Below are 20,883 nucleotides of genomic sequence, written 5' to 3' on the forward strand. Positions count from 1 at the left end.
TAGGAGAAGGTACAAGGCACTAATCCCTGTTTTACTAGGCATTGAACCTAACATGCCCACTATTCCATGCAGAGCGGATATATCTAATTTTATTTTAAGGTTATACTCCAAATTAAAGTGATTGACTGACATACAAGGGAAGTAATCTTTAAATTTATATTGCCATGATTTTTGGACGGCCTGTTTTATGCACACTTATAATCTGTTTTTTTATGTTGAGTAAATAAAGAGCCGTTCGAGTATAATCAGTCCCTCATCCAGTACACGAACTTTTGTAAAACTATCTCCTAACCGAGGAAAAGAAGTAATTTGAATTAAGAAAATGGAGTGTTTAATTTTGGGAAACACACTGAGTTCACACAAATGGAAATTGATTTAATTAATAATTTAGTGTGCCATATTACGGTGATTATGGTTAAACTAAGAAATGGTTGAAATGTCCCTTGATTGAAACTTTTAGATTTCAATAAATTAGCCATAAGGATGGTGTGAAAAATGGAGTTCATCTTGATGTCAATCATTTTTATTTTAATAGGGTTGTCTGTAATGTGGCTATCTATTTTTGGATCTAATGTAAAAATTAAAGAGTCTTCCTCTGGAACACCAACAGATGTTTCTGACTTTTTCCTTATGATGATTTATAAACTTTTCCCTCCTATAATTAGAAGGATATTTTTATTTTTGTTAGGATTAGGTATTGTAATTGGATTCATATATTTACTGTTTTTAAAATCCTAGCTAATGGATACGGTTAGGAACATCTAGCAGATTCATCGCTCAACTGTAGAAATCGAACAATCGCCTAAAAGAACATATTGATATGCATATAAACTGAAGTTTTATTTCATACTCTGGTTTTTTGTATACATGTACGGCGAATTGGTTTATTGCAAACCAACTTTGGAAACAGTGATGAGGAGATTCTTTTATTGCAATTTATACAAGTAGGGATGGGGCTTGTCGCTCGTCAATATCATGTAGAATCCCCCAGCCGCAAAAAATGCGGCTGGGGGTGTTTTGTAAGGTGAGTATCTGTCACCTGGTTTATTGGATAGAGCAGATGTCAACAACAACATCGCAGCGGAATATACGTGGGACGCATTGGGCCGCCCGGTCACGATGACGAAAGGCGGAGTCACTTACTACTATCATGTAAACGGCCATGGAGATGTCGTCGCATTGACGGATGCAAGCGGAAATGTCGTCGCGCAATACGAGTATGACGCATGGGGCAACATTCTGTCTAAAACCGGTGCGCTGGCAACAGCGAACCCATACCGTTATGCCGGGTATTATTACGATGAGGAAACCGGGTTATACTACCTAATGGCGCGGTATTATGATGCGAATATGGGGCGGTTTATTACAAGAGATACGTTCCATGGGTTTGAAAATGAGCCGCAAAGCTTGAATCAGTATGCGTATACTCAGAATAATCCGGTGATGTATATTGACTCAAGTGGGCATTTAAGAATAATAGGAGTGAACTTGGCAGGCTCAATTTTTAATTTTGCTATCGGCGCAGCCGTTGGTGGTGGTACTGGTGCAATCCAAGCCTTTATTATTAAAAAAGGAAAAGAGGCAGCGAAAAGGCTGTTTTATAAAACCGTAGTGTCCCGTCTACAAGCTTGGGAAGCAAATAAATTAGCTTGGATTGTAGGCTTTGCAGTGGGGGTTGCACTTGATTATTTAGATATAGGTACAATGATTGCAAAGGAAATTGACAAGCGGGATAAACATCCTAAAAACGGGTGGATGGATATTTAATGAAAAATTGGATGAAATCTATTACTTTATTTATATGGGGGACTCTTTTTCTATATCTAGTCAATTTCTTTGGTATACCTAAAAACATTTACTATTTTCTAATAGGTGTTCCTTTTGCTACCGGGATTGGTTTACTCATTATATTTCTTTTTGAAAAAAGTGATAATACAAACAAAAAATAATTATATTATTCGTGGCGCTGCTTGACCGTTGGGACGGTGCCTGTCATTTGCCAGACTTGTCTGAAATGCGCTCATCCAAGAGGTAATGAGGAATTCGGAAAAAACGGGAGTGATCGTTGGCGTCGAATCGGTCGTCCATTATGGGTTGAATCTCATCTATTTCCTAAAGGAAATAAGAGTCCCGTTGGGGCAATCCGATGCGTGCAAAATGGTCCAAACAACTCGGACAATTTGACAGATGAAGAACGAGGCAAAAAAGCACTGGTGATCGCAAAACTGTTCAAAGACGGATGTTTAGCTATTCTCTCATTCTTCACCTAGAGTCCCCGGGAGAATTTCATCAGCCTCTGCTTAGTGAAGGAATGTCGGCACATGGATACCCAGAGACATGAGAGAACTCGTCCTCATCAGCCGCTCAGAGATCCAAAGTGAATTCTCCTTCCACTGGATTGGATATACAAAAATACTCAGTAAATGTGGAGTGCGTTTATGAACGGTTAGAGATTCTATATTACTTAACGCTTTTTTACAAAAAATATGGCAAGCAATATAGGAATGAGAGGATAAAACATCATAAACTTCCAAGCATTCTCTGCGCCCCTGAAATAATAAGCGACAGGCAAAAATAGTAAAGCACTAAATACAAAATGGATTCTCCTGTTTTTCATCAATCCCAACATAAGAAAGAAAACAGAAAACCCCATTAATAACCAAAATAATAACCCTATCCAAAAGAAATCCATTTTCTCCCTCCTTTTTTGAATTGTAACATAAATTTTGGGGAATGAGATCAGTGTTTATCACTTGTCGAATATGATGGAAAATCTCCCTAGCTGTGCAAAATGCGCCTAGAGGAGGAATCGGATGAGTACGTGGCTTGGTTTATGGGATGAAGCCGCTGTCCATAACAACATAAAAGAAGCAGCCACACAAGGATATTCTATAAATCAGTCAAGAAACTTTGAATGGTACGAGCCACAAAATAGATGTAGCATTCAACGATATTGAATAGGCGCTATACTATTGGATGGAAAACAAAATAATGGATAGGTTGATGTCTGATGAAAAAAATTAATCTTTCTTTTTATATGTTTATTTATTTGGAAAAGTATTTACAATTATTTAGATGGTCATTATTTAGAAACCTTACTTGGTATTAATCGACCTAGCCTTTTATATTATGTTGTTGTTTTTCCCGTAGGTTTGGGAAGCGAATTGCTGATCCTTTATTTTTTCATTAAACGTATGTTGGATCCTCGTGATAGAAAAAAATAATCGACTGCTTCACGAGTGTTACTGAGCCATGATTTTACTAAAAAGATGGAATGATTGAGCTAGACGCCGAGCGGCAAGCGAATGGCTTGCCGACTGCGGCAGAAAAGCGAGGAAATCAAGCCATGTCAATGGGTTTTTATTGGATCATCAACACACCTGATACTGCATATATTTTCACGAAACATTTTGGAGCCATGGGGAAAAATGACGACTCGTTATTCATACAAGGAACTATTGGTTTTATCATCTTTCTTGATTAGAAATGGCGCTTTTTTGTCAGAAGCAATTTTCGCACATAGCTTATACAAATAATACATTCCGCGCAGTTGTTCCGTAATTAAGTGATCCATATATAAAAGGGAGTCTTTTGCGATTTTTTCTGCTTGGGCAATATTGTTATTGTCAAATTCAGCGATCATTTCTTTGACTGTATCGAGCGAGTAAACAGCTGCGCGTAGTGTGCGAATAATTAATAATTTACGGATATCGGCACGGCTATATTTTCTGTATCCGTTCTCCTCGTCCCGCTTTGGGATGATCATTCCTTCCTTTTCCCAATGCCTTAATGTGGAGCTGGGCACCCCCACCACTTTAGCCACTTCCCCGATGGTAAACCAACCTTGTTTTTTCTTTGGTAAAAATTCATCGCTGTCACTCGTTTTTAATGCTTTCAAAACTTGTTCAGCCCGTTGTTTTTCATCGTATACATTCGCTTGGGCTTCGTTGATGAGCCATAGAGCTTCCGTAATTTTGTTTTCATGTAAAAGGGGCATGATTTTTCTGATCAGTTCCATGCCAAATCCCGGATACATTGCGCGAATGCATTCGAAATAGGCGGCATGTGTTTCAGTATAGATTCTATAACCGTTTGCTTTCCTCTCTGGGGGAGGGACAAGCCCCCACGATTCATAATGCCGAAGAGCGCTTGTACTTATATTTAATTTGCGGGCGATGTCAATGGGACGAATCATTTGGGTCTCTCCTTTATACATAGATAGAAAGTTTATAAAAAAACATTAAACCATGGGTGACGGCTTTTTATAAAATAAATCCCGTTATTTTCATGATCAATTTATCAAACTTTAGGACTTGCATCAATGTTATATAATGGGGGTGAATTGCCTAAATTAAGGGAGGTATTGATGTGCACGACCATATTATGATAAAGGGTGCGAGAGAAAATAATTTAAAAAACATTTCTGTAAACATCCCCAAAAACAAGCTGGTAGTTTTGACAGGGCCGTCGGGTTCAGGAAAGTCCTCACTGGCGATGGAAACACTGAATCAGGAATGCCAAAGACAATATATGGAATCTTTAGGCATGACCGTTGATTTTATTAAAAAACCGAAAGTGGACTTCATGATTGGATTATCACCGTCCATTAGTATCAGCCAACAAATAACGAATCGAAACCCTCGCTCAACAGTAGGGACAGTGACCGGTATGTACACTTATTTGCGGTTGATCTATGAAAAACTTGGAGAACGCAAGTGTCCCACCTGCGAAACGCCCATATTACCAATGGTAGAAAATGAAGCTAATGTGGGGGAAACATTACAATCCGTCTCTTGTCCTAATTGCTACAGACAGTTAGAAAAATTCACCATTTCCCATTTCTCTTTTAATACTCCTCAAGGTGCTTGTCCGACTTGTGATGGATTAGGGAAAGTAAATGACATTCAGGTCGATTTAGTGTTCGATGAAGAGGCCAGTTTAAAAGAACAGTGTGTGCGCATATGGAATAGCACTTACGGTGAATATCAGAAGCAAGTATTTAAAGCAGCTTGTGACTATTACGGAATTCCAATAGATGAAGATCGGCCGTTAAAGCATTTTAGCGATGAACAAAGGGCCCTATTGTTTTATGGTGTCGAAAGCAAGGAATTTACAACTTATTTTCCTGATAAAAAGCCTCCTAAGACGGTGGCGGCGGGAAAATTTGAGGGAGTGCTTACCGGGATGAGAAGGAGATACAACGAAAAAGGCGGCAACTCAGGGGAAGCCCACCTTTTTTATTCACGACAATGTCCCGATTGTGAGGGAAAACGGTTGAAAAAAGAGAGCAGAGAAGTGGTCGTAGCGGGTGTCCCAATTACGGATCTTACCAATATTTCGCTTGAGGAGCTGTTATCGTGGGCCCAATCATTACAGACAGCGTTATCTAGTGATAAACTGGAAATTGTTGAATCATTTCTGCAAAGTCTCATTGTCAAAATAGAGCGGGTGATCCATGTCGGCTTAGGGTACCTATCCCTTGACAGGCAAACCATCACTCTTTCCGGAGGGGAAGCGCAACGCTTAAGGCTGGCGACCATCATTGGCTCGGCACTGACCGGTGTACTTTACATTTTAGATGAACCGACTGCGGGACTTCACCCAAGAGATACAAAAGGTCTCGTTCAAGTGATGAAACAGCTGAGAGACTTTGGGAACACGCTTCTGGTCATTGAGCATGATGTGGATGTCATGAAGGAAGCGGATTACATTATTGATATGGGGCCGAGTGCTGGGCATCTTGGAGGAGCGGTAGTTGGAGAGGGAACTTTGCTTGAATTAATGGAGCAGGAATCATCGGTTACCGGCGCCTTTTTACGAAATCGATCAGAACGTAAATGTCAGCGAAGAAAAGGGACTGGCGAGTATTTGACCGTTTATCATGCGCACAAACATAATTTAAAAAATATTACCGTCTCTTTTCCATTAGGCTGCCTTGTTAGTGTGACCGGGGTTTCCGGGTCAGGCAAGTCGACGCTCGTTTTTGATGTTCTGGCGGAAGGGGAAAGCGGTGTTCATCAAGGGTGTGAAAAAATAATCGGTTTTGAAGCAATTGATAAAATGATTACCGTCGGCCAATCGCCGTTAAGCAGAATGAAACGTTCAAATATTGCCACATACACGGACGTATTTACACATATTCGCAACCTTTATGCGAATTTGCCGGAAGCCAAAAACAATCACCTAAGTGCAAAAGACTTCTCCTTTAATAGTCCAGGAGGCCGTTGTGAAAATTGCCAAGGAATGGGAATGGTTTCTTTAGTCATGCATTTTCTTCCGGAACAAGAAGTAGAGTGTCCAGTTTGTCGCGGGAAAAGATTTGAAGAAAAAGTGTTAAAAGCAAAGTATAAAGGATATTCGATTTCTGATATTCTCGACTTATCGATTGAAGAGAGCCTGCCAATATTCGAAGATCATCGAAAAATCTCATCGGTGATTCAATTATTATGTGAAATCGGTCTCGGTTATTTAAAATGGGGGCAATCGCTCACAACGTTGTCCGGGGGAGAAGGGCAGCGTTTGAAATTGGCAAAAGAATTAAAGAACCAAACTACTAATAGGACGCTTTTTTTATTGGATGAGCCGACCGTCGGGTTACATCCAGCCGATGTACACAAGCTGCTTGTTTTGCTCCATAAGCTCGTTGATGCGGGAAACACGGTCATCGTTGTGGAACACAATAGCGAAATCATTCGCTCCTCCGATTGGGTGATTGATCTAGGACCAGAAGGAGGGAATGATGGAGGAATGGTGATGGCTGAAGGGACACCTGAGGAAATTGCGAGTAATCCAAACTCTTATACAGGCAGATTTTTGATATAGCAGAGGTGCTTGTCACTTGTCGAAGAAATAAAGATCCTGTTCTGGTTGGTGTTAGGGAATGTTTCTCGCTCAGATAGGTGAGTGAGTTGGTAAGAAATGCGAACAGTGAGTGTTTTTTGACGGGAAATCAATCATAGCCAAAGTAAGCCAGTCATGTATATCGATGAAGAGGTTGGCTTTGCTCTCTTATTTTCAAATGCCTATCGCGAAGTCTTTCACCTCTTAACGGCATGGAGGTGGGAGGTTCATATCCCGGTATATGAAGGGGAAGAAGAGCACGAATCTTTGGATTAAGAAGGAAGAAAAACAGGCCTTTCCTTCGTTTATGGTAGGAAAAGGCCTGTTTTTTAAAACGTATATTAATAGAGCGCACGGAAAAATCCATCAAGGAAGTGCTTAGCAATGACCCATTTAGATAATTGCTTCATCGTTTCCTTTTTTGGTGTTTTCACTTCAAGCGGGACGATGATGTCCATTCCGTGCTTCATCTGTTTCGTTGGATGGGACACAATCGTTTCATTTGGGCGAAGACCGCGTTCAATTTCTTGTTTCTTTCCATGTGAAATTCCAAGTGTTACCTTTCGTTTTTCGAGTTTGCCGCGATGAATCACATAGACAAATGACTTCGTTTTTTCATGCCACACCGCTTCGGCAGGAACAGTCATCGCTCCGTTTTTTTCTTTTGTCACGATTGTGATGTTGACGTGATATCCGAAAGGAAGGGATTTGGGCTGTTCGTTCAACTGCACGGTAAACGGATATTCGCTTTTTTCTTGAAAACTTGTTTCGGTGACTGGAAATTTGCCGATATCCATAATCGTGCCGGTAAAGGCTGCTTTTTCGTTTGGAACATGGACCACTGCTTTTTGTCCAACGGCGATTTCTCCGAATCGTTTCTCTTTCACTTTTCCACGGATAACTGCGGAAGGGGAAGCAATGGTGATCAGCGGTTTGGAAGGATGATCGCTGATTTCTTCGACCCAACCGGCTGTTTCACTTTTGACAACGAGTTCCTCTTTTTTCTCTGTTAGTTGGCTCTGTTCTGCCTCGTATTCCTGTATTTTTGATTCGAGCAATGCTTTTTTCTGCTCTGCTTCCCGCGCTTTTTCCTCCCATTGTACTTTCTCCAGACGATCTTCCGTAACCGAAGAGGCCAGCGTTGTATAATAATCAACATCTTCCGAAAGCTGCTCCATTTGTGTGCGAAGTTGTTCTTGTTTGCTTGCGATGCGCTGCAGCTCCCGGTCAATTTCTTCGTTGGCATAACGGATAAGCGGTGTGCCTGCTTGTACTTCTTGTCCGGGTGTGACAAGGATTTCAGCAATGGTGCCGAACTGTGGATGATCGTAAATGAATTTTCGTTCCGCTGGCGCCGTCATGCCGGTCGTGTCAACCGTCTCTTTTATATTGGTTTTGGTTGGTTTGCTCCGTTCGTTCACATAGACTGATTTTGGAATTTTGCTATGCTGATGAAACAAAAGATAAAAGTTTGCCCCTATAATACATAATGCGAGGACGATCAATATATATGGTCTCCAACGTTTCATCCGTTTCCCCTGCCTTTCATTACAATTCACTAAATAGAAAGTTTGTATAAGCTACTAATCATTATGCCGAAAAAGAGATAAACGGCGATCACAATCATCGCAACGCGTTGGACCGGCTTTTCCGTCAAGGAGCGAAGAGCGATGATTTGTATCGATATGGCCCAGATCGAAAAGACGGAAACGGTTCGCAAAAGAGCCCATATAAAGGTGTGTTTCGTGATATAAGGTCCCCACACTCCAAGAGAAAAAGGAGAAAAGAGATTTTTTATCCCGAGAAATAGCTGAAATGGAAAGAGAATCATATCTTCAAGTAAGAAAATAGATAAAATTGCTAGTTGAATGGTGAATAGTTTTAGAAAATGAATATCAAAAAACAAATAAAAAATGATAGAAGAAATGAATAAAAAGAACAGCGGGACACATATCCCTCCTAAAACATGGCCCAATGCGAATAAAAGCTGAAGAAACGCAAATTGCTCACCTGTGTATTGGTCAAGATATTTAGTCAGTTCCTCTCCATCCATACCAAAATAACCACGAAGCAATGAAAGAATGACATGAAAAAATAAGAGAAGAAAGGCGACAATCGCCACATGTTTTAACCGTTCCGCTTCCCTAAGCTGGGCAAACGCAATTTTCGGCTGAAAAATTTCTTTAAGCGGATTGCTTTTATATACCATCAGTAAATCCCCCATATGTATCAAAGTAGACATAAGCCTATTGTAATATAAAGGTAAAGAATTTGTCATCTAAGGTATTATTTTCAATGGTTTCCTTATGAACATATTTAAAGTATAGATGGGAGAGGCTCGTGAAAAGCCTCCATTATCATTGTTCAATGAACGGGCTAGGATCATTGGAGGAAATTTTTTTATTTTTATCGCTTACTTTTGAAAAATTTAATAAACCCAAGTATAATACCAATAGCCAAAATGATAGTCCCGATTGTTAATGGAATCCATCTTAGCAGCAACGAAATGAAAGAATACGGCTCCTAAAAAATAAAGACTGGTGCTAGAAATAGCATGATATCAAGCGGGGCTTACCATTTTTGTGCCGTTTAAAGGCCGTAGCATTCAGTAACAACAGAATGAAACGGAATGACCAAAAAGAATAAGGCCCATCTTTGTCCATGAAAAAATGAAACATATATAAAAGTTTATTTGAGTATTATAGGTTGATATCGTTTAAAAGCTCTTGTGCAGCTGGAGTGAATCTTTCTTTTAGCGGTGCCATCCAATGAAGCGTGTCACCATTTTCTCGGCGTGACCGAGACAAGTCCGTGACTTGTCTCCGACCGTCGAAAACAGCAATTTCTGCTTGGGAATGGGGCATCTATGCCATCCTTTCGTAGGATAGAGATCTTTCGCAAACGGTGGATTCAGTGTCGAAATCATCATGGAACAAGCCATAGAAAAGATCTAAAAAATGGGTTCCTTAAAATATCATCAAGAATGTTGGACAGAGCAAAAGGAGCTCATTCTTTATTGCGCGCTTATCGACCCCTCTGCTTATGGCGATTTGGGGGCTATGCGTTTTTTGGCGATGAAGGGGGTGCTTTTGCTTTAAGCGTGCCTTGGTGGGCCTATGCGTCTTTAGCATACGGCCGTTTTTATGGGCATTTGTAAGGAAGCGTTCTATAAAAATGAATAAGCAAAATAAAAGGTAAGGAGACTAAATCTATGAGCTTATGGGAACTACTTGTCGGACTTATTTTAGGTGCTGTGGAAGGCCTAACAGAATTTGCCCCTGTTTCTTCAACTGGCCATATGATTATTGTGGATGATATGTGGCTTCGCTCTCAAGATTTTTTAAATGAAAGAGTAGCGAATACCTTTAAAGTTGTCATTCAGCTTGGTTCGATTCTGGCGGTGGTCGTTGTGTTCCGAAATCGATTTATTGAGCTATTAGGGTTGAAAAAAGGGACAAGCGACCGGCCGAACCGGCTTCGCTTAACCCATGTGATTGTTGGATTATTGCCTGCAGGAATTTTGGGTGTTTTATTTGAAGATTATATTGATGAACATTTATTTTCGACAAAGACGGTTTTGATTGGTCTGGTCATTGGGGCCCTATTAATGATTGCCGCGGATTTATTCGGTGGGCGCAAACAAACGGTTGAGACAGTGGATCAGATTACATATAAACAAGCCTTTTTCATTGGGCTAATTCAATGCTTATCGTTGTGGCCTGGATTTTCTCGTTCTGGCTCGACCATATCAGGCGGTGTGCTGCTTGGAATGAGCTACCGGGCGGCGGCCGATTTTACGTTTATTATGGCGGTTCCGATTATGGCAGGGGCGAGTTTTTTGTCCCTCGTAAGCAAATGGAAGTATTTCACCGTAGATGTGATACCATTTTTTATAGTAGGGTTTATTAGCGCTTTTATTTTCGCGTTAATTTCCATAAAGTTTTTCCTTCAATTAATTAATCGCATTCGGTTGATTCCTTTTGCCGTTTATCGAATCGCATTAGCGTGTTTGATCTATATTCTCTATTTTTAACAGATCGAATTGAGAAGCTTCCTACCTCTAAACAGAGTGTAGGGGGGGAGAGGTGCTTTTTGTTTTAACACCGTTCTAAACAAGAACGGTGTTTTATTATGGGTGAAAGCTAGCCTGTTGTGGAGATGTCACTATAAACGATAAAATGAAAAATGGTTGTAGACAAAATCAAAATAGACTTTGCCTACAACCTGATTTCGCATTACGATTCAATTAAAAAACCAGCTTTTTGCAGCGCTTGGCAAGCGGCGTCAAGCTTGGCCAGCGAATCGGCTTCGAGCGTATGAAGATGCGTGCCGTCTGTGAGCTGAAGCAAGTAGGAGGAGTTGGTTTGTTTAATTTTTTGAATGAACTGATCCACTTCTTGACGACTGCTGACCATGACAGAAGCCGTTAAATCGCCGTAGACGGGGTGTTCAATTTTTACATCCTTTATGGTCACTCCATGATCGACAATTAAGTATAGCTCTTCTTTTGTTTGTTCCGGTGTATGGTAGCAGGCTATGGTGCGCGTATAAAATTGGTTAGGAGCCGGCGTTTTTAAGTAGAGATAGCCTTGGCTTGTGGCGATAATCGGTTCGTTACGCGCTTTAAGCAGCGAAATGTCTTGGACGATGACTTGACGGCTGACGTTCGCTTTTGCCGCTAGCTCCGCTCCGGTAAGCGGCAGTCCGCTTTCTTTGAGCCATTTTAAAATCAGCTCTCGCCGCTTCTCCCCTAAAATTTTCTTCTCGATTTTCATAGGCTCTACTCCTTTCGTTGTTGACAAATGGTTTCCAACACGGTTAAAAGACGGTCTATTTCGTTTAGTGTCGTCCACTTGCCAAATGAAATGCGGACGAATTGCTTCGCTTCATCTTCTTCCTTTCCAATTGCGATCATCGTCCGTGAAGGAGCTTGCTTTCCGACCTGACAAGCACTCCCTGTCGAAATGGCGATGCCGTAGCGGTTGCACTCAAGCATTGCATATTGCCCCTCCATTCCTTGTACTGAAAGACCGAGGATGTTTGGCAAGTGGGCGTCGGGATGTCCTTCAATGGCAACAGGCAGCCGCTTCTCATGAATTCGTGAAATTGTATACTGACGAAGGTGTTCAAGCCGCGCATGTTCATCGGCTAAATGTTCGCAGGCCTGCTGCGCAGCGGTGACAAATGACGCAATGCCTGGCACATTCACAGTTCCAGGGCGAAACCCAAATTCGTGTGTTGCCTGGAGGAAGCAAGAGGTCCATTTGATGCGCGGATCAATATAGACAGCCCCGACCCCTTTAGGGCCATAAATTTTATGCGAGGAGATAGATAAGCTGTCTATCCCCATTTTTTGTACATCCACTTGTATTTTACCAAAGGTTTGTACACAGTCGCTATGAAAGATGACCCCGTGTTTTCGCAAGCGTTTGGCGATCTCTTGAATCGGCTGAATGGTGCCGATTTCGGAGTTTGCATGCTGAATCGAAGCCAAAATTGTTTGCGGAGTGATGGCATTTTCCAACTCAGCCAGATCAATTTGGCCGAAGCGATCTACAGATAAATACGTGACTTCATAGCCTTCCGTTTCAAGCTGTTGAAATAAATGATATAACGATGCGTGCTCGGTTGCTGTTGTAATTAAATGATTTCCTTTATGGCGATGGGCCTCAATCATCGAACGGACGGCAAGAAGATTGGATTCTGTACCGCCGCTTGTAAAATAAAGACCTCTTTCATCGCCGCCGATCAATTCGGCAAGCTGCTGGCGGCAAATGTGCAGAAGCTGGGCTGCGTGGCTGCCGATATCATGTAAGCTACTTGAATTGCCGAAATATGATGAAGCCGCCTTTGTATAAGCGGTTAATGCTTCTTCGCTCATGGGTGTTGTCGCTGCATAATCAAGATAAATCATATAATCATTCCCTCACATTTGGAAAAATAAAAGTCTTGTCATCAGTTTAATTATGTGTCAATATAGGTGTCAAGACAGTAAATAATAACAGGGGGCTTTTGTATGCCACAAGCGGATGTGATTATTGTAGGCGGAGGCCTAGCATCGCTCGTAACGGCTTATCATTTGTTTGAGCATAAAAATGTGATAATTTTCACAAAAGCGAAAAAAGAAGAGAGTAATTCTTGGTTAGCGCAAGGAGGTATCGCTGCTGCTTTGTCTGGCCAAGATCATTGGCATTTTCACTATCAAGACACGATCATCGCTGGAGCAGATCATAATGATGAACGTGCTGTAGAAATTCTCGTTCAGGAAGGCCCGAAACGGCTTTTAGAGCTGGTGGAAACCGGCTTGCAATTCGATACGGATCAAAACGGACATTTTCATTTTGGAAATGAAGGAGCCCATAGCCAGCGGAGAATTTTGCATGCAGGAGGCGATCAGACGGGAAAAGCGATGACCTCGTTTTTAATGGAAAAGCTATACGGCCATGTCACCATAGTGGAAGATGAGCGCGTCATTGATTTGCTTGTCGCTGACGGGCGCTGTATCGGTGTGCTCACGAAAACAGGTGCTTATTATGCGGATGCCGTTGTATTATCAACTGGCGGCTGTGGAAGGCTGTATTCTTTCTCCTCTAATGCTGAAACGGTGACTGGAGATGGTATTGCCTTAGCGTATCGGGCCGGTGCAGCTGTGACGGATATGGAATTTATTCAATTTCACCCCACGATGCTTTATGTGAATGGCAGGGCGGTCGGATTGATTTCTGAAGCTGTGCGGGGAGAAGGGGCGGTACTGGTCACAGAAGATGGGAAAAAATTGATGGAGTCCATCCATCCACAGCAAGATTTAGCGCCAAGAGACGTCGTAGCTCGGGCGATCCATGCCGAAACCGCCAAAGGCGGCCGTGTCTATCTCGACATTTCGATGATTAAAAATTTTGCGGAGCGATTTCCAACAATAGCGAAATTATGCGAGTCTCACGGTGTTGGTTTGCAGGATGGCCGGCTTCCTGTTGTACCAGGCGCTCATTTTTTAATGGGAGGAATCCAAGTTGATTTATCGGGACAAACATCGCTTGCGGGCTTGTATGCAGTCGGAGAAGTGGCTTGTACTGGAGTACATGGCGCTAACCGCTTGGCGAGCAATTCGCTGCTTGAGGGACTGGTGTTTGGCGCTCGTTTAGCTGAAGTGTTGAAGCAACGCGGGAGTGCAGAAAAGGGGCGCCGCTTTCCGTTTGTCAAGCCGAATTCGGTTAAAAGCTTTACAGGCTCGTTGCCGGACAAGGGACAAATTCAAGAGATCATGATGCGATATGTAGGGATTGTGAGAGATGAACGAAGCTTAGCGACCGCAAGAAAGTGGCTGGAGCAATTTTCTATTCCGGAGCTTGTCAAGACCGACGTCACTTCATGGACAGAAGAAGAAATCACCGTTGCTTACATGCTCATTACTGGATGGCTGATCACTACCTCAGCACTTAAGCGTACAGAAAGCCGCGGCGGCCATTACCGTTCGGATTACCCGACAGAGGCCATGCATTGGAAAAAGCGGCGGATTTTACGAACAAAAGAGGAATTTTTCGCGAGAATAGGAGGAACAGCATGAATATCATCAAGCTGCAACAAATGCTGCAACAGTTTTTTTTAGAAGATATTGGCGAACGTGATGTGACTAGCGAGACGATTTTTCCTCATCATCATTTAGCTTCTGGTTCATTTCTTGTTAAGGAAGCCGGTATTTTCTCTGGCGCTGACATTATGAAAACCGCGTACCACCTGCTGGACCCATCGATTAGCGTTACGCTATATAAGCGAGATGGCGAAAAAGTAGATAAAGGAGACGTCATTGCTTCGGTTTCCGGTCCCATTGCTCCGTTATTAACGGGCGAACGTGTCATTTTGAATTTGATTCAGAGAATGAGCGGCATCGCTACCATTACTCATCAGGCGGTGATGACGTTAAATAGCGAATATACGCGCATTTGCGATACGCGCAAAACAACTCCAGGACTTCGAATGCTGGAAAAATATGCGGTCACATGCGGCGGCGGATATAACCATCGCTTTGGTTTATACGATGCGGTGATGATAAAGGATAACCATATTGCCTTTTGCGGCTCTATTACAAAAGCGGTTCATACCGTGCGCCAGCAGCTTGGTCATATGGTTAAAATCGAAGTGGAGACGGAAACGAGGGAACAAGTAATAGAGGCCGTAAAGGCAGGAGCGGACGTCATTATGTTTGATAACCGGACACCAGAAGAAATTAGAGAGTTTGTTCAGCTTGTGCCTTCTGCTATTATTACAGAGGCTTCCGGCGGCATCACCCTTGAAAATCTTGCCGAGTATGGCGATACAGGCGTTGATTATATTTCGTTAGGCTTTTTAACTCATTCTGTGAAAGCGCTCGATATTAGTTTTAATATTGAAGGATAAAAGAGGAGGGAACGAAATATGAACGTATTGGAAATGATGCAAAAACAGGATCATATGCCAGAAGTGTATAAAACGCTTAACGCGGTTGAAATGGAGGAGCGTGTTCGGAAGATTAAGGAGAAAATGGGGGAGAAGCTATTTATCCCTGGACATCATTATCAAAAGGATGAAGTCATTCAGTTTGCGGATGCAACAGGGGATTCTTTACAGCTCGCACAGGTGGCCGCAAAAAATAAGCAAGCAGAATATATTGTTTTTTGCGGTGTTCATTTTATGGCGGAAACGGCGGATATCTTAACAGGAAACCACCAAAAAGTCATTTTGCCGGATATGCGCGCAGGCTGTTCGATGGCCGATATGGCGGATATGGCGCAAGTGGAACGAGCATGGCCGATTTTACAAGAACTGTTTGGCGATACGATTTTGCCGTTAACCTATGTGAACTCGACAGCAGCCATTAAAGCATTTGTAGGGCGAAACGGTGGAGCGACCGTGACTTCTTCGAATGCAGAAAAAATGGTCGCTTGGGCGCTTGGACAAAAAGAGCGGATCTTCTTTTTGCCGGATCAACATTTAGGCAGAAATACGGCATATAAACTTGGCATTGCGCTTAATGAAATGGCGGTTTGGAACCCGTTAACGGACTCGCTTGAGTACGAGGGAGAGATCAAGCGAATTAAAGTCATTCTTTGGAAAGGACATTGTTCCGTTCATGAAAATTTTCAAGTGAAGCATATCGACTACATTCGGAAAACAAAACCGGATATGAATATTATTGTCCATCCAGAGTGCAGCTGGGAAGTCGTACAAAAATCAGATTATGCCGGTTCTACTAAATATATTATTGAGATGATTGAAAAAGCTCCTTCTGGGAGCAAATGGGCGATTGGAACGGAAATGAATCTCGTCAACCGGTTAATTCAACAGCATCCTAATAAAGAAATTATTTCTTTGAACCCTTACATGTGTCCATGTTTAACGATGAATCGCATTGATTTGCCACATTTGCTATGGGCGTTGGAATCATTAGAGCAAGGAAATATCATCCATCCAATCACCGTGCCGGTCTCCATTGCCGAAGATGCCGTACAAGCATTAAAGAGAATGTTGGCGCTCGCTTAGACATAGCAAGGTCTATATGCAGACCTTGTTATTTTTTTATCATAAATTCATTTTTTGCTTCATAAGTTATGTTGAAGGATGATGATGACAACGTGCCAATGAAATAGAATGATTATTGTTTGAGTGTAGGAGGGGGAACGGAGTGAAAATCCATATTGTGCAAAAAGGAGATACGCTTTGGAAAATCGCGCAAAAATACGGAGTTGATTTTGAGCAGTTAAAGCACTTAAATGGCCAATTAAGCAATCCGGATTTAATTATGCCGGGAATGAAAATTAAAATTCCGACTGCAGGGGTTCCGGTAAAAAAAGAAGCACCAAACAAAGAGTATCCAAAGAAGGAATATCCAAAAAAAGAGTATCCGAACAAAGAACATCCAAAAAAGGAATATCCGAAAAAAGAAGAGCCGATTCAAGAGCATCCATTTTCCAACGCTAAACCGTTTGCTTCATTCAATTTTGAAGCTGAAATCGCTCCGAACGTGAACATTAATCCGCCTGCTCAAGAAATACCGATAAATGAAGTGCCAAAGCCCAAACCGACAGCACCAATTGAGAAAAAGCCTAAGGAAGCTCCGAAAGCGCCGACGGCCAATATTCCGAAAGAACTACCAAAGCAGCCGTCTTATGAGTCACCTAAATCTAATATTGGCATGAATCAAGCGGCAGAAAAGCATGATCACAAAACACCATTCCAAGCTAATCCATCGATTTCGCCGCAATCAAATGTGAATTATCCAAATCAAATACCGGGCCTGCCGCCGATTCCGCCAAAGCCGGACAACATTTTACCGAATATTATGAAGCCAGATACGGACATAGAGCCATCAGAGAATCAGGAGCATCCATCATACGATCAACATGATCAACCGCCGGAACTGCCGACTATTCCATATGTTCCGATTGCGCAGCCACAACAGCCGACCTACCAGATGCCAGCTTACTTGCCACCTCAAGAGCAAGGCTGCATTCCGGTTACTCCTGTCATGCCAGGTTATGGATTTTATTATCCGCAGGCTCCGGTAGCGCCGATGGCTGCATCGTTCTCGCAGCCTGTCGCACCATTCTACGGAGAGAGCGGCTCGCATCCGTTTCCTGGAGTACAGGAAAGCATCGAATCGCATGAGTGGGGACCGCCAGCACCGCCGGCTTCATCAGCGAATATACAGCCAAATGCTTCCCCGAACCTTCAGCCTAATGTATCACCTAATGTATCGCCTAATATGAATATGCCGCCTAATGTTCAACCACCTGAAGAACCAATGATGGTATCTCCGCAGCAGATGGCAGGAGGATGTTACCCGGTTCCGATAATGCCTTGCTATGGTTGGCCTGTACAAACCTATCAACCAATGTACGGATCAACGGCTCCTGGCTATTATTCGCCGTATCCGCAACAGCAGCCGTCAAGCTTTTCACCATATCCAGCCGCGGCACCAGCTTATCCGTATGCACAAGGGCCGGGACAGCCATCTTATTACCAGTCGCCACAACCTGCCGCTTTCCCGCAAAATCCACAACAATTTTTTATGATGCCAGAATATGGGGAAAGCAGCGATTACGAAGAATAGCCATATAGGAGACGGTGAGAGCCATCGTCTCTTTCTTTTGCTTCAAGCGGAATATGGGTTGTGCGTGGAGGAAGCGGCGGCTATTAAGCCACATGTACAAATAATTGATACAAATAAAGGAAAATGGATTGTGAAAAAATATCGCACCTTTTTTGAAGCGTCGCGGCAGCAGCTGTTTATTCATTTATTAAAACAGGCAGGCTTTCAAGCCGCTCCCTCTATTACTGGGGTGGTCGTTTCTGAAAATGCCTGTTGGACGCTGCAGGAGTATATTCCGCATTCCAATCCGTTTGTTTTTACAAGCGAGAAAGATCGAAACGAAGGCCTTTGCCTGCTTTATGAGTACCATATTTTTTCGCAGCGTTTGCTGCAGCAGCCGTTTTTTACCAACATGTTGCCTTATTATCAGCTGTGTGAAAGATGGAAGCAAAGATATTTATCTTTTCTTCATGATTTGCCGGTATGGCAGCAAATCATGAGGCATGAGGAGCTTACTTTTATTTTGCAATGTGCCCAATATAGCTTAGAAAAAATTCCTTTATTTATTCCTTCTTTATTAGCAGAACCGATGACCATTATTCATGGCGATGTCGCTTCACACAATTTTTTGCGGGCTGAAAACGGAAGTGCCTATTTAATTGATTATGACTTAATAGCGGTCGCTCCAAGCGGCATCGATTATTTGCAATATGCCAATCGCATATTGCCATATATGCAATGGTCTTTTGCTTTATTGAAAAAATGTCCTATATTGGAAGCTTTTTTAGAAAAGCCATGGTTTTTAATGGCCTTGATTTTTCCAAGCGATATATTTCGCGAATGCCGATCATTGATGAAGAAGCGAAAGCCTTTCGCGATTCCATACTTTGAACATCGCAAACAGTTTGTGCAAAAAATCGCCAATATGATAAGATAACGTATATCTTATTTTTCGTGAAAGGAAGTTGAATCATGGAGGAGAAAATTGAAAAGTTAGTGGCCTGGCTTCGCGAACAAGTAAGCAAAGCTGGATTGAACGGGGCGATTGTCGGGATTAGCGGCGGAATTGATTCGGCTGTGGTGGCGCATCTTATTAAACGGGCCTTTCCGGACAACTCTTTAGGATTAATTATGCCGTGCAAGAGCAATCCAAAGGATCAAGAGGATGCATTAAAGGTCGTTGAAAGCTCGGGTATTCGCCACTTTGTGATTGATTTAACAGAGACGCATCAAACCTTATTTGCAAAAATCGAAAAACAGCTTAAAGAAAAAGGAGAATGGAATGAGGAGGCGGCGCGTCTTGGCGATGCCAATACGCGAGCGCGTTTGCGGATGACAACGCTCTATGCGGTCGCCAACAATTATGGGTATATCGTAGTTGGAACTGACAACGCGGCTGAATGGCACACAGGTTATTTTACCAAATATGGAGATGGCGGTGTCGATCTTGTTCCGCTTGTTCATTTTACAAAAGGCGAGGTTCGCGAAATGGCCCGAATTCTTGGTGTGCCTGAGGAAATTATTACAAAAGCGCCGAGCGCGGGCCTTTGGGAAGGCCAAACAGATGAAAATGAAATGGGAACTACTTATGAAATGATTGATAAATATTTAAAAGGGGAAGAAATTCCGGAAAAAGATCGGTCCATCATTGAGAAGCTACATCATCGTTCACATCATAAACGCCAGTTGGCCGCTGCGCCGCCAAAATTTTAATGTGCATGGGCCAAAAAACTTCCCGGTTTCTCTAAAAAAACCTCTTTTTGCTTTCAATAGCATAAGCCATATTCAAATGAGATGAACCAAATATCATGCTTTCGCCTGTCTTTATGGATAGGTTGGTTGTTCAAAAGGAATTATACCGATATCAGAACTTGATTTTTACCGCTAACTAACAGCGATAAAATCCCCTCTTATTTGCCAAGCTAAAAATGGGTCAAGGTGCTTGACCCAAGGCAAATAAAGGGGGTTTTTCCGTTGAGAAAAACAATCGCGGCAATAGGCGTTTTTTGTTGTGTGAGCGGGCTTGCCGCATGCGCAAATTACGATGCGGAAGATCGGGCAACACGCTATCGAGATGAAACAAGACCGATCGGTTATTATTCAACGGATCGGACGAATACTCCATATACGTATGGCCGTTACGGAACAAATACTGAGAATGACGGAAATGCCTATATGATGGACAACCAAAATGGTCCAGTTGCGGATTTTTTCGGTACGGATGCGCTTCGTCGAGATCGTTACGATCGGTCGACTCCATCGCTGCCGCTAGAAGCGAATTTCGGCAAAGCAGACCAAAATTATCATGGTCACTTGCAAAATAATAAAACACATCCTTCTTATTACGACCATTATGACGGACGTTTTGCCGAGCAGGTAGCCAAAGAAGCGGCTAAAGTCAAAAATGTCAGCGATGCCCGGGCGCTTGTATATAAGGACCATGTATTAGTAGCCATTCAAACGGGAGGAAAAGATGCAAATCGTACGGAGCAAAATGTAGCGAAAGCGATCGCTCCATATACGAAAGGAAAGCATGTGCGCGTCGTTTCGAATCCAAGCATGTATCAGCGCGCTCGCGTCATTGACAATAACATACGTTACGGCCGCCCGTTTGAAGAAATTAACCGGGATTTAAAGACGATTTTTTATAAAGGGAACATAATGGAAACTCCAACCAATACACGATAAATGCTGCAGGGAGATGCCGGCAAATGGCATCTCCTTTTTCTTTTCAAACGGTCTAGACCTCCTCACGAAAAAACGGTATCGCCCTCCAATTATGAAGTTAGCTGGTACAGCCGGGCTTTCATTAAGCGAATGTGCGATGAGAGCAAAGTGTGACATTGAATCATTAGAAACATCTGTTATTTTGTTGATTTATACACTCTTCAAGCTGCATCTATATCGCTTGGCAACTGTTTCATGCTTCTGCTATTTTTGGTATAGTAATATCGAAAATTTGATATGATGAGAGGAGA

General features: G+C 42.5%; 17 protein-coding genes. 11 read left to right on the forward strand and 6 right to left on the reverse strand.

Features of this window, described 5'->3' with window-relative positions:
• Nucleotides 1-1,047: 1,047 nt before the first annotated feature.
• Complete coding sequence (locus GFC28_RS17240; RefSeq protein ID WP_066329547.1) at nt 1,048-1,767, forward strand: RHS repeat domain-containing protein; 720 nt, start codon at nt 1,048-1,050, stop codon at nt 1,765-1,767.
• Between the two features lie 697 nt (nt 1,768-2,464).
• On the opposite strand, the gene GFC28_RS17250 is transcribed toward GFC28_RS17240, so the two are convergent.
• Nucleotides 2,465-2,692 (reverse strand): hypothetical protein, encoded by a 228-nt coding sequence (locus GFC28_RS17250; RefSeq protein ID WP_044744678.1) that lies wholly within the window; start codon nt 2,690-2,692, stop codon nt 2,465-2,467.
• Between the two features lie 121 nt (nt 2,693-2,813).
• Between GFC28_RS17250 and GFC28_RS19415 the strand changes: the two genes are divergently transcribed.
• On the forward strand, nt 2,814-2,957 hold the full coding sequence (locus tag GFC28_RS19415; protein ID WP_156450480.1) for a hypothetical protein: 144 nt from the start codon (nt 2,814-2,816) through the stop codon (nt 2,955-2,957).
• Between the two features lie 482 nt (nt 2,958-3,439).
• Here the strand turns inward: GFC28_RS19415 and GFC28_RS17260 are convergent, their stop codons facing one another.
• A complete protein-coding gene (locus GFC28_RS17260; protein WP_044744677.1) occupies nt 3,440-4,195 on the reverse strand; it encodes a MerR family transcriptional regulator in 756 nt (251 codons plus the stop codon).
• Nucleotides 4,196-4,368: 173 nt separating this feature from the next.
• On the opposite strand from GFC28_RS17260, the gene uvrA reads away from it, so the two are divergent.
• Entirely contained in the window at nt 4,369-6,822 is a 2,454-nt protein-coding gene (gene uvrA, locus GFC28_RS17265) for an excinuclease ABC subunit UvrA (RefSeq protein ID WP_044744676.1), read from the forward strand.
• 359 nt (nt 6,823-7,181) lie between these two features.
• Here uvrA and GFC28_RS17270 read toward each other — a convergent pair whose 3' ends face one another.
• The gene (locus tag GFC28_RS17270; protein ID WP_044744675.1) at nt 7,182-8,369 is read right to left on the reverse strand and encodes an efflux RND transporter periplasmic adaptor subunit; all 1,188 of its coding nucleotides are present in this window, start codon (nt 8,367-8,369) and stop codon (nt 7,182-7,184) included.
• Between the two features lie 29 nt (nt 8,370-8,398).
• Complete coding sequence (locus GFC28_RS17275) at nt 8,399-9,049, reverse strand: hypothetical protein (protein WP_044744674.1); 651 nt, start codon at nt 9,047-9,049, stop codon at nt 8,399-8,401.
• Between the two features lie 1,002 nt (nt 9,050-10,051).
• Here GFC28_RS17275 and GFC28_RS17280 point away from each other — a divergent pair.
• On the forward strand, nt 10,052-10,873 hold the full coding sequence (locus GFC28_RS17280) for an undecaprenyl-diphosphate phosphatase (RefSeq protein WP_044744673.1): 822 nt from the start codon (nt 10,052-10,054) through the stop codon (nt 10,871-10,873).
• A gap of 202 nt (nt 10,874-11,075) precedes the next feature.
• Here the strand turns inward: GFC28_RS17280 and GFC28_RS17285 are convergent, their stop codons facing one another.
• Nucleotides 11,076-11,615, reverse strand: coding sequence for a transcription repressor NadR (locus tag GFC28_RS17285; protein ID WP_044744672.1), 540 nt, complete (start codon nt 11,613-11,615; stop codon nt 11,076-11,078).
• 5 nt (nt 11,616-11,620) lie between these two features.
• A complete protein-coding gene (locus GFC28_RS17290; RefSeq protein WP_044744671.1) occupies nt 11,621-12,754 on the reverse strand; it encodes an IscS subfamily cysteine desulfurase in 1,134 nt (377 codons plus the stop codon).
• Nucleotides 12,755-12,856: 102 nt separating this feature from the next.
• On the opposite strand from GFC28_RS17290, the gene nadB reads away from it, so the two are divergent.
• The 7 genes from nadB to GFC28_RS17325 all read left to right on the forward strand — a co-directional run bounded on the left by nadB (nt 12,857) and on the right by GFC28_RS17325 (nt 20,593).
• The gene (gene nadB / locus GFC28_RS17295) at nt 12,857-14,404 is read left to right on the forward strand and encodes an L-aspartate oxidase (protein WP_044744670.1); all 1,548 of its coding nucleotides are present in this window, start codon (nt 12,857-12,859) and stop codon (nt 14,402-14,404) included.
• Nucleotides 14,401-15,234, forward strand: a complete 834-nt coding sequence (gene nadC / locus GFC28_RS17300) for a carboxylating nicotinate-nucleotide diphosphorylase (protein ID WP_044744669.1) — start codon at nt 14,401-14,403, stop codon at nt 15,232-15,234. Before nadB ends, nadC begins: the two co-directional genes overlap by 4 nt.
• Nucleotides 15,235-15,252: 18 nt before the next feature.
• Entirely contained in the window at nt 15,253-16,356 is a 1,104-nt protein-coding gene (nadA, locus tag GFC28_RS17305) for a quinolinate synthase NadA (protein WP_044744668.1), read from the forward strand.
• 142 nt (nt 16,357-16,498) lie between these two features.
• Nucleotides 16,499-17,926: a SafA/ExsA family spore coat assembly protein gene (safA, locus tag GFC28_RS17310; protein ID WP_044744667.1), complete on the forward strand. Its 1,428-nt coding sequence runs from the start codon at nt 16,499-16,501 to the stop codon at nt 17,924-17,926.
• Nucleotides 17,898-18,842, forward strand: coding sequence for a phosphotransferase (locus tag GFC28_RS17315; protein ID WP_044744666.1), 945 nt, complete (start codon nt 17,898-17,900; stop codon nt 18,840-18,842). The genes safA and GFC28_RS17315 overlap by 29 nt, the downstream gene beginning before the upstream one ends.
• 35 nt (nt 18,843-18,877) lie before the next feature.
• Nucleotides 18,878-19,618 (forward strand): NAD(+) synthase, encoded by a 741-nt coding sequence (nadE, locus tag GFC28_RS17320; RefSeq protein WP_044744665.1) that lies wholly within the window; start codon nt 18,878-18,880, stop codon nt 19,616-19,618.
• A 261-nt stretch (nt 19,619-19,879) separates the two neighbouring features.
• Nucleotides 19,880-20,593: a YhcN/YlaJ family sporulation lipoprotein gene (locus GFC28_RS17325; RefSeq protein WP_044744664.1), complete on the forward strand. Its 714-nt coding sequence runs from the start codon at nt 19,880-19,882 to the stop codon at nt 20,591-20,593.
• Nucleotides 20,594-20,883 lie beyond the last annotated feature (290 nt).

It is taken from the genome of Anoxybacillus sp. B2M1, assembly GCF_001634265.1.
In the GTDB taxonomy this organism is placed as follows: Bacteria; Bacillota; Bacilli; order Bacillales; family Anoxybacillaceae; genus Anoxybacteroides; species Anoxybacteroides rupiense.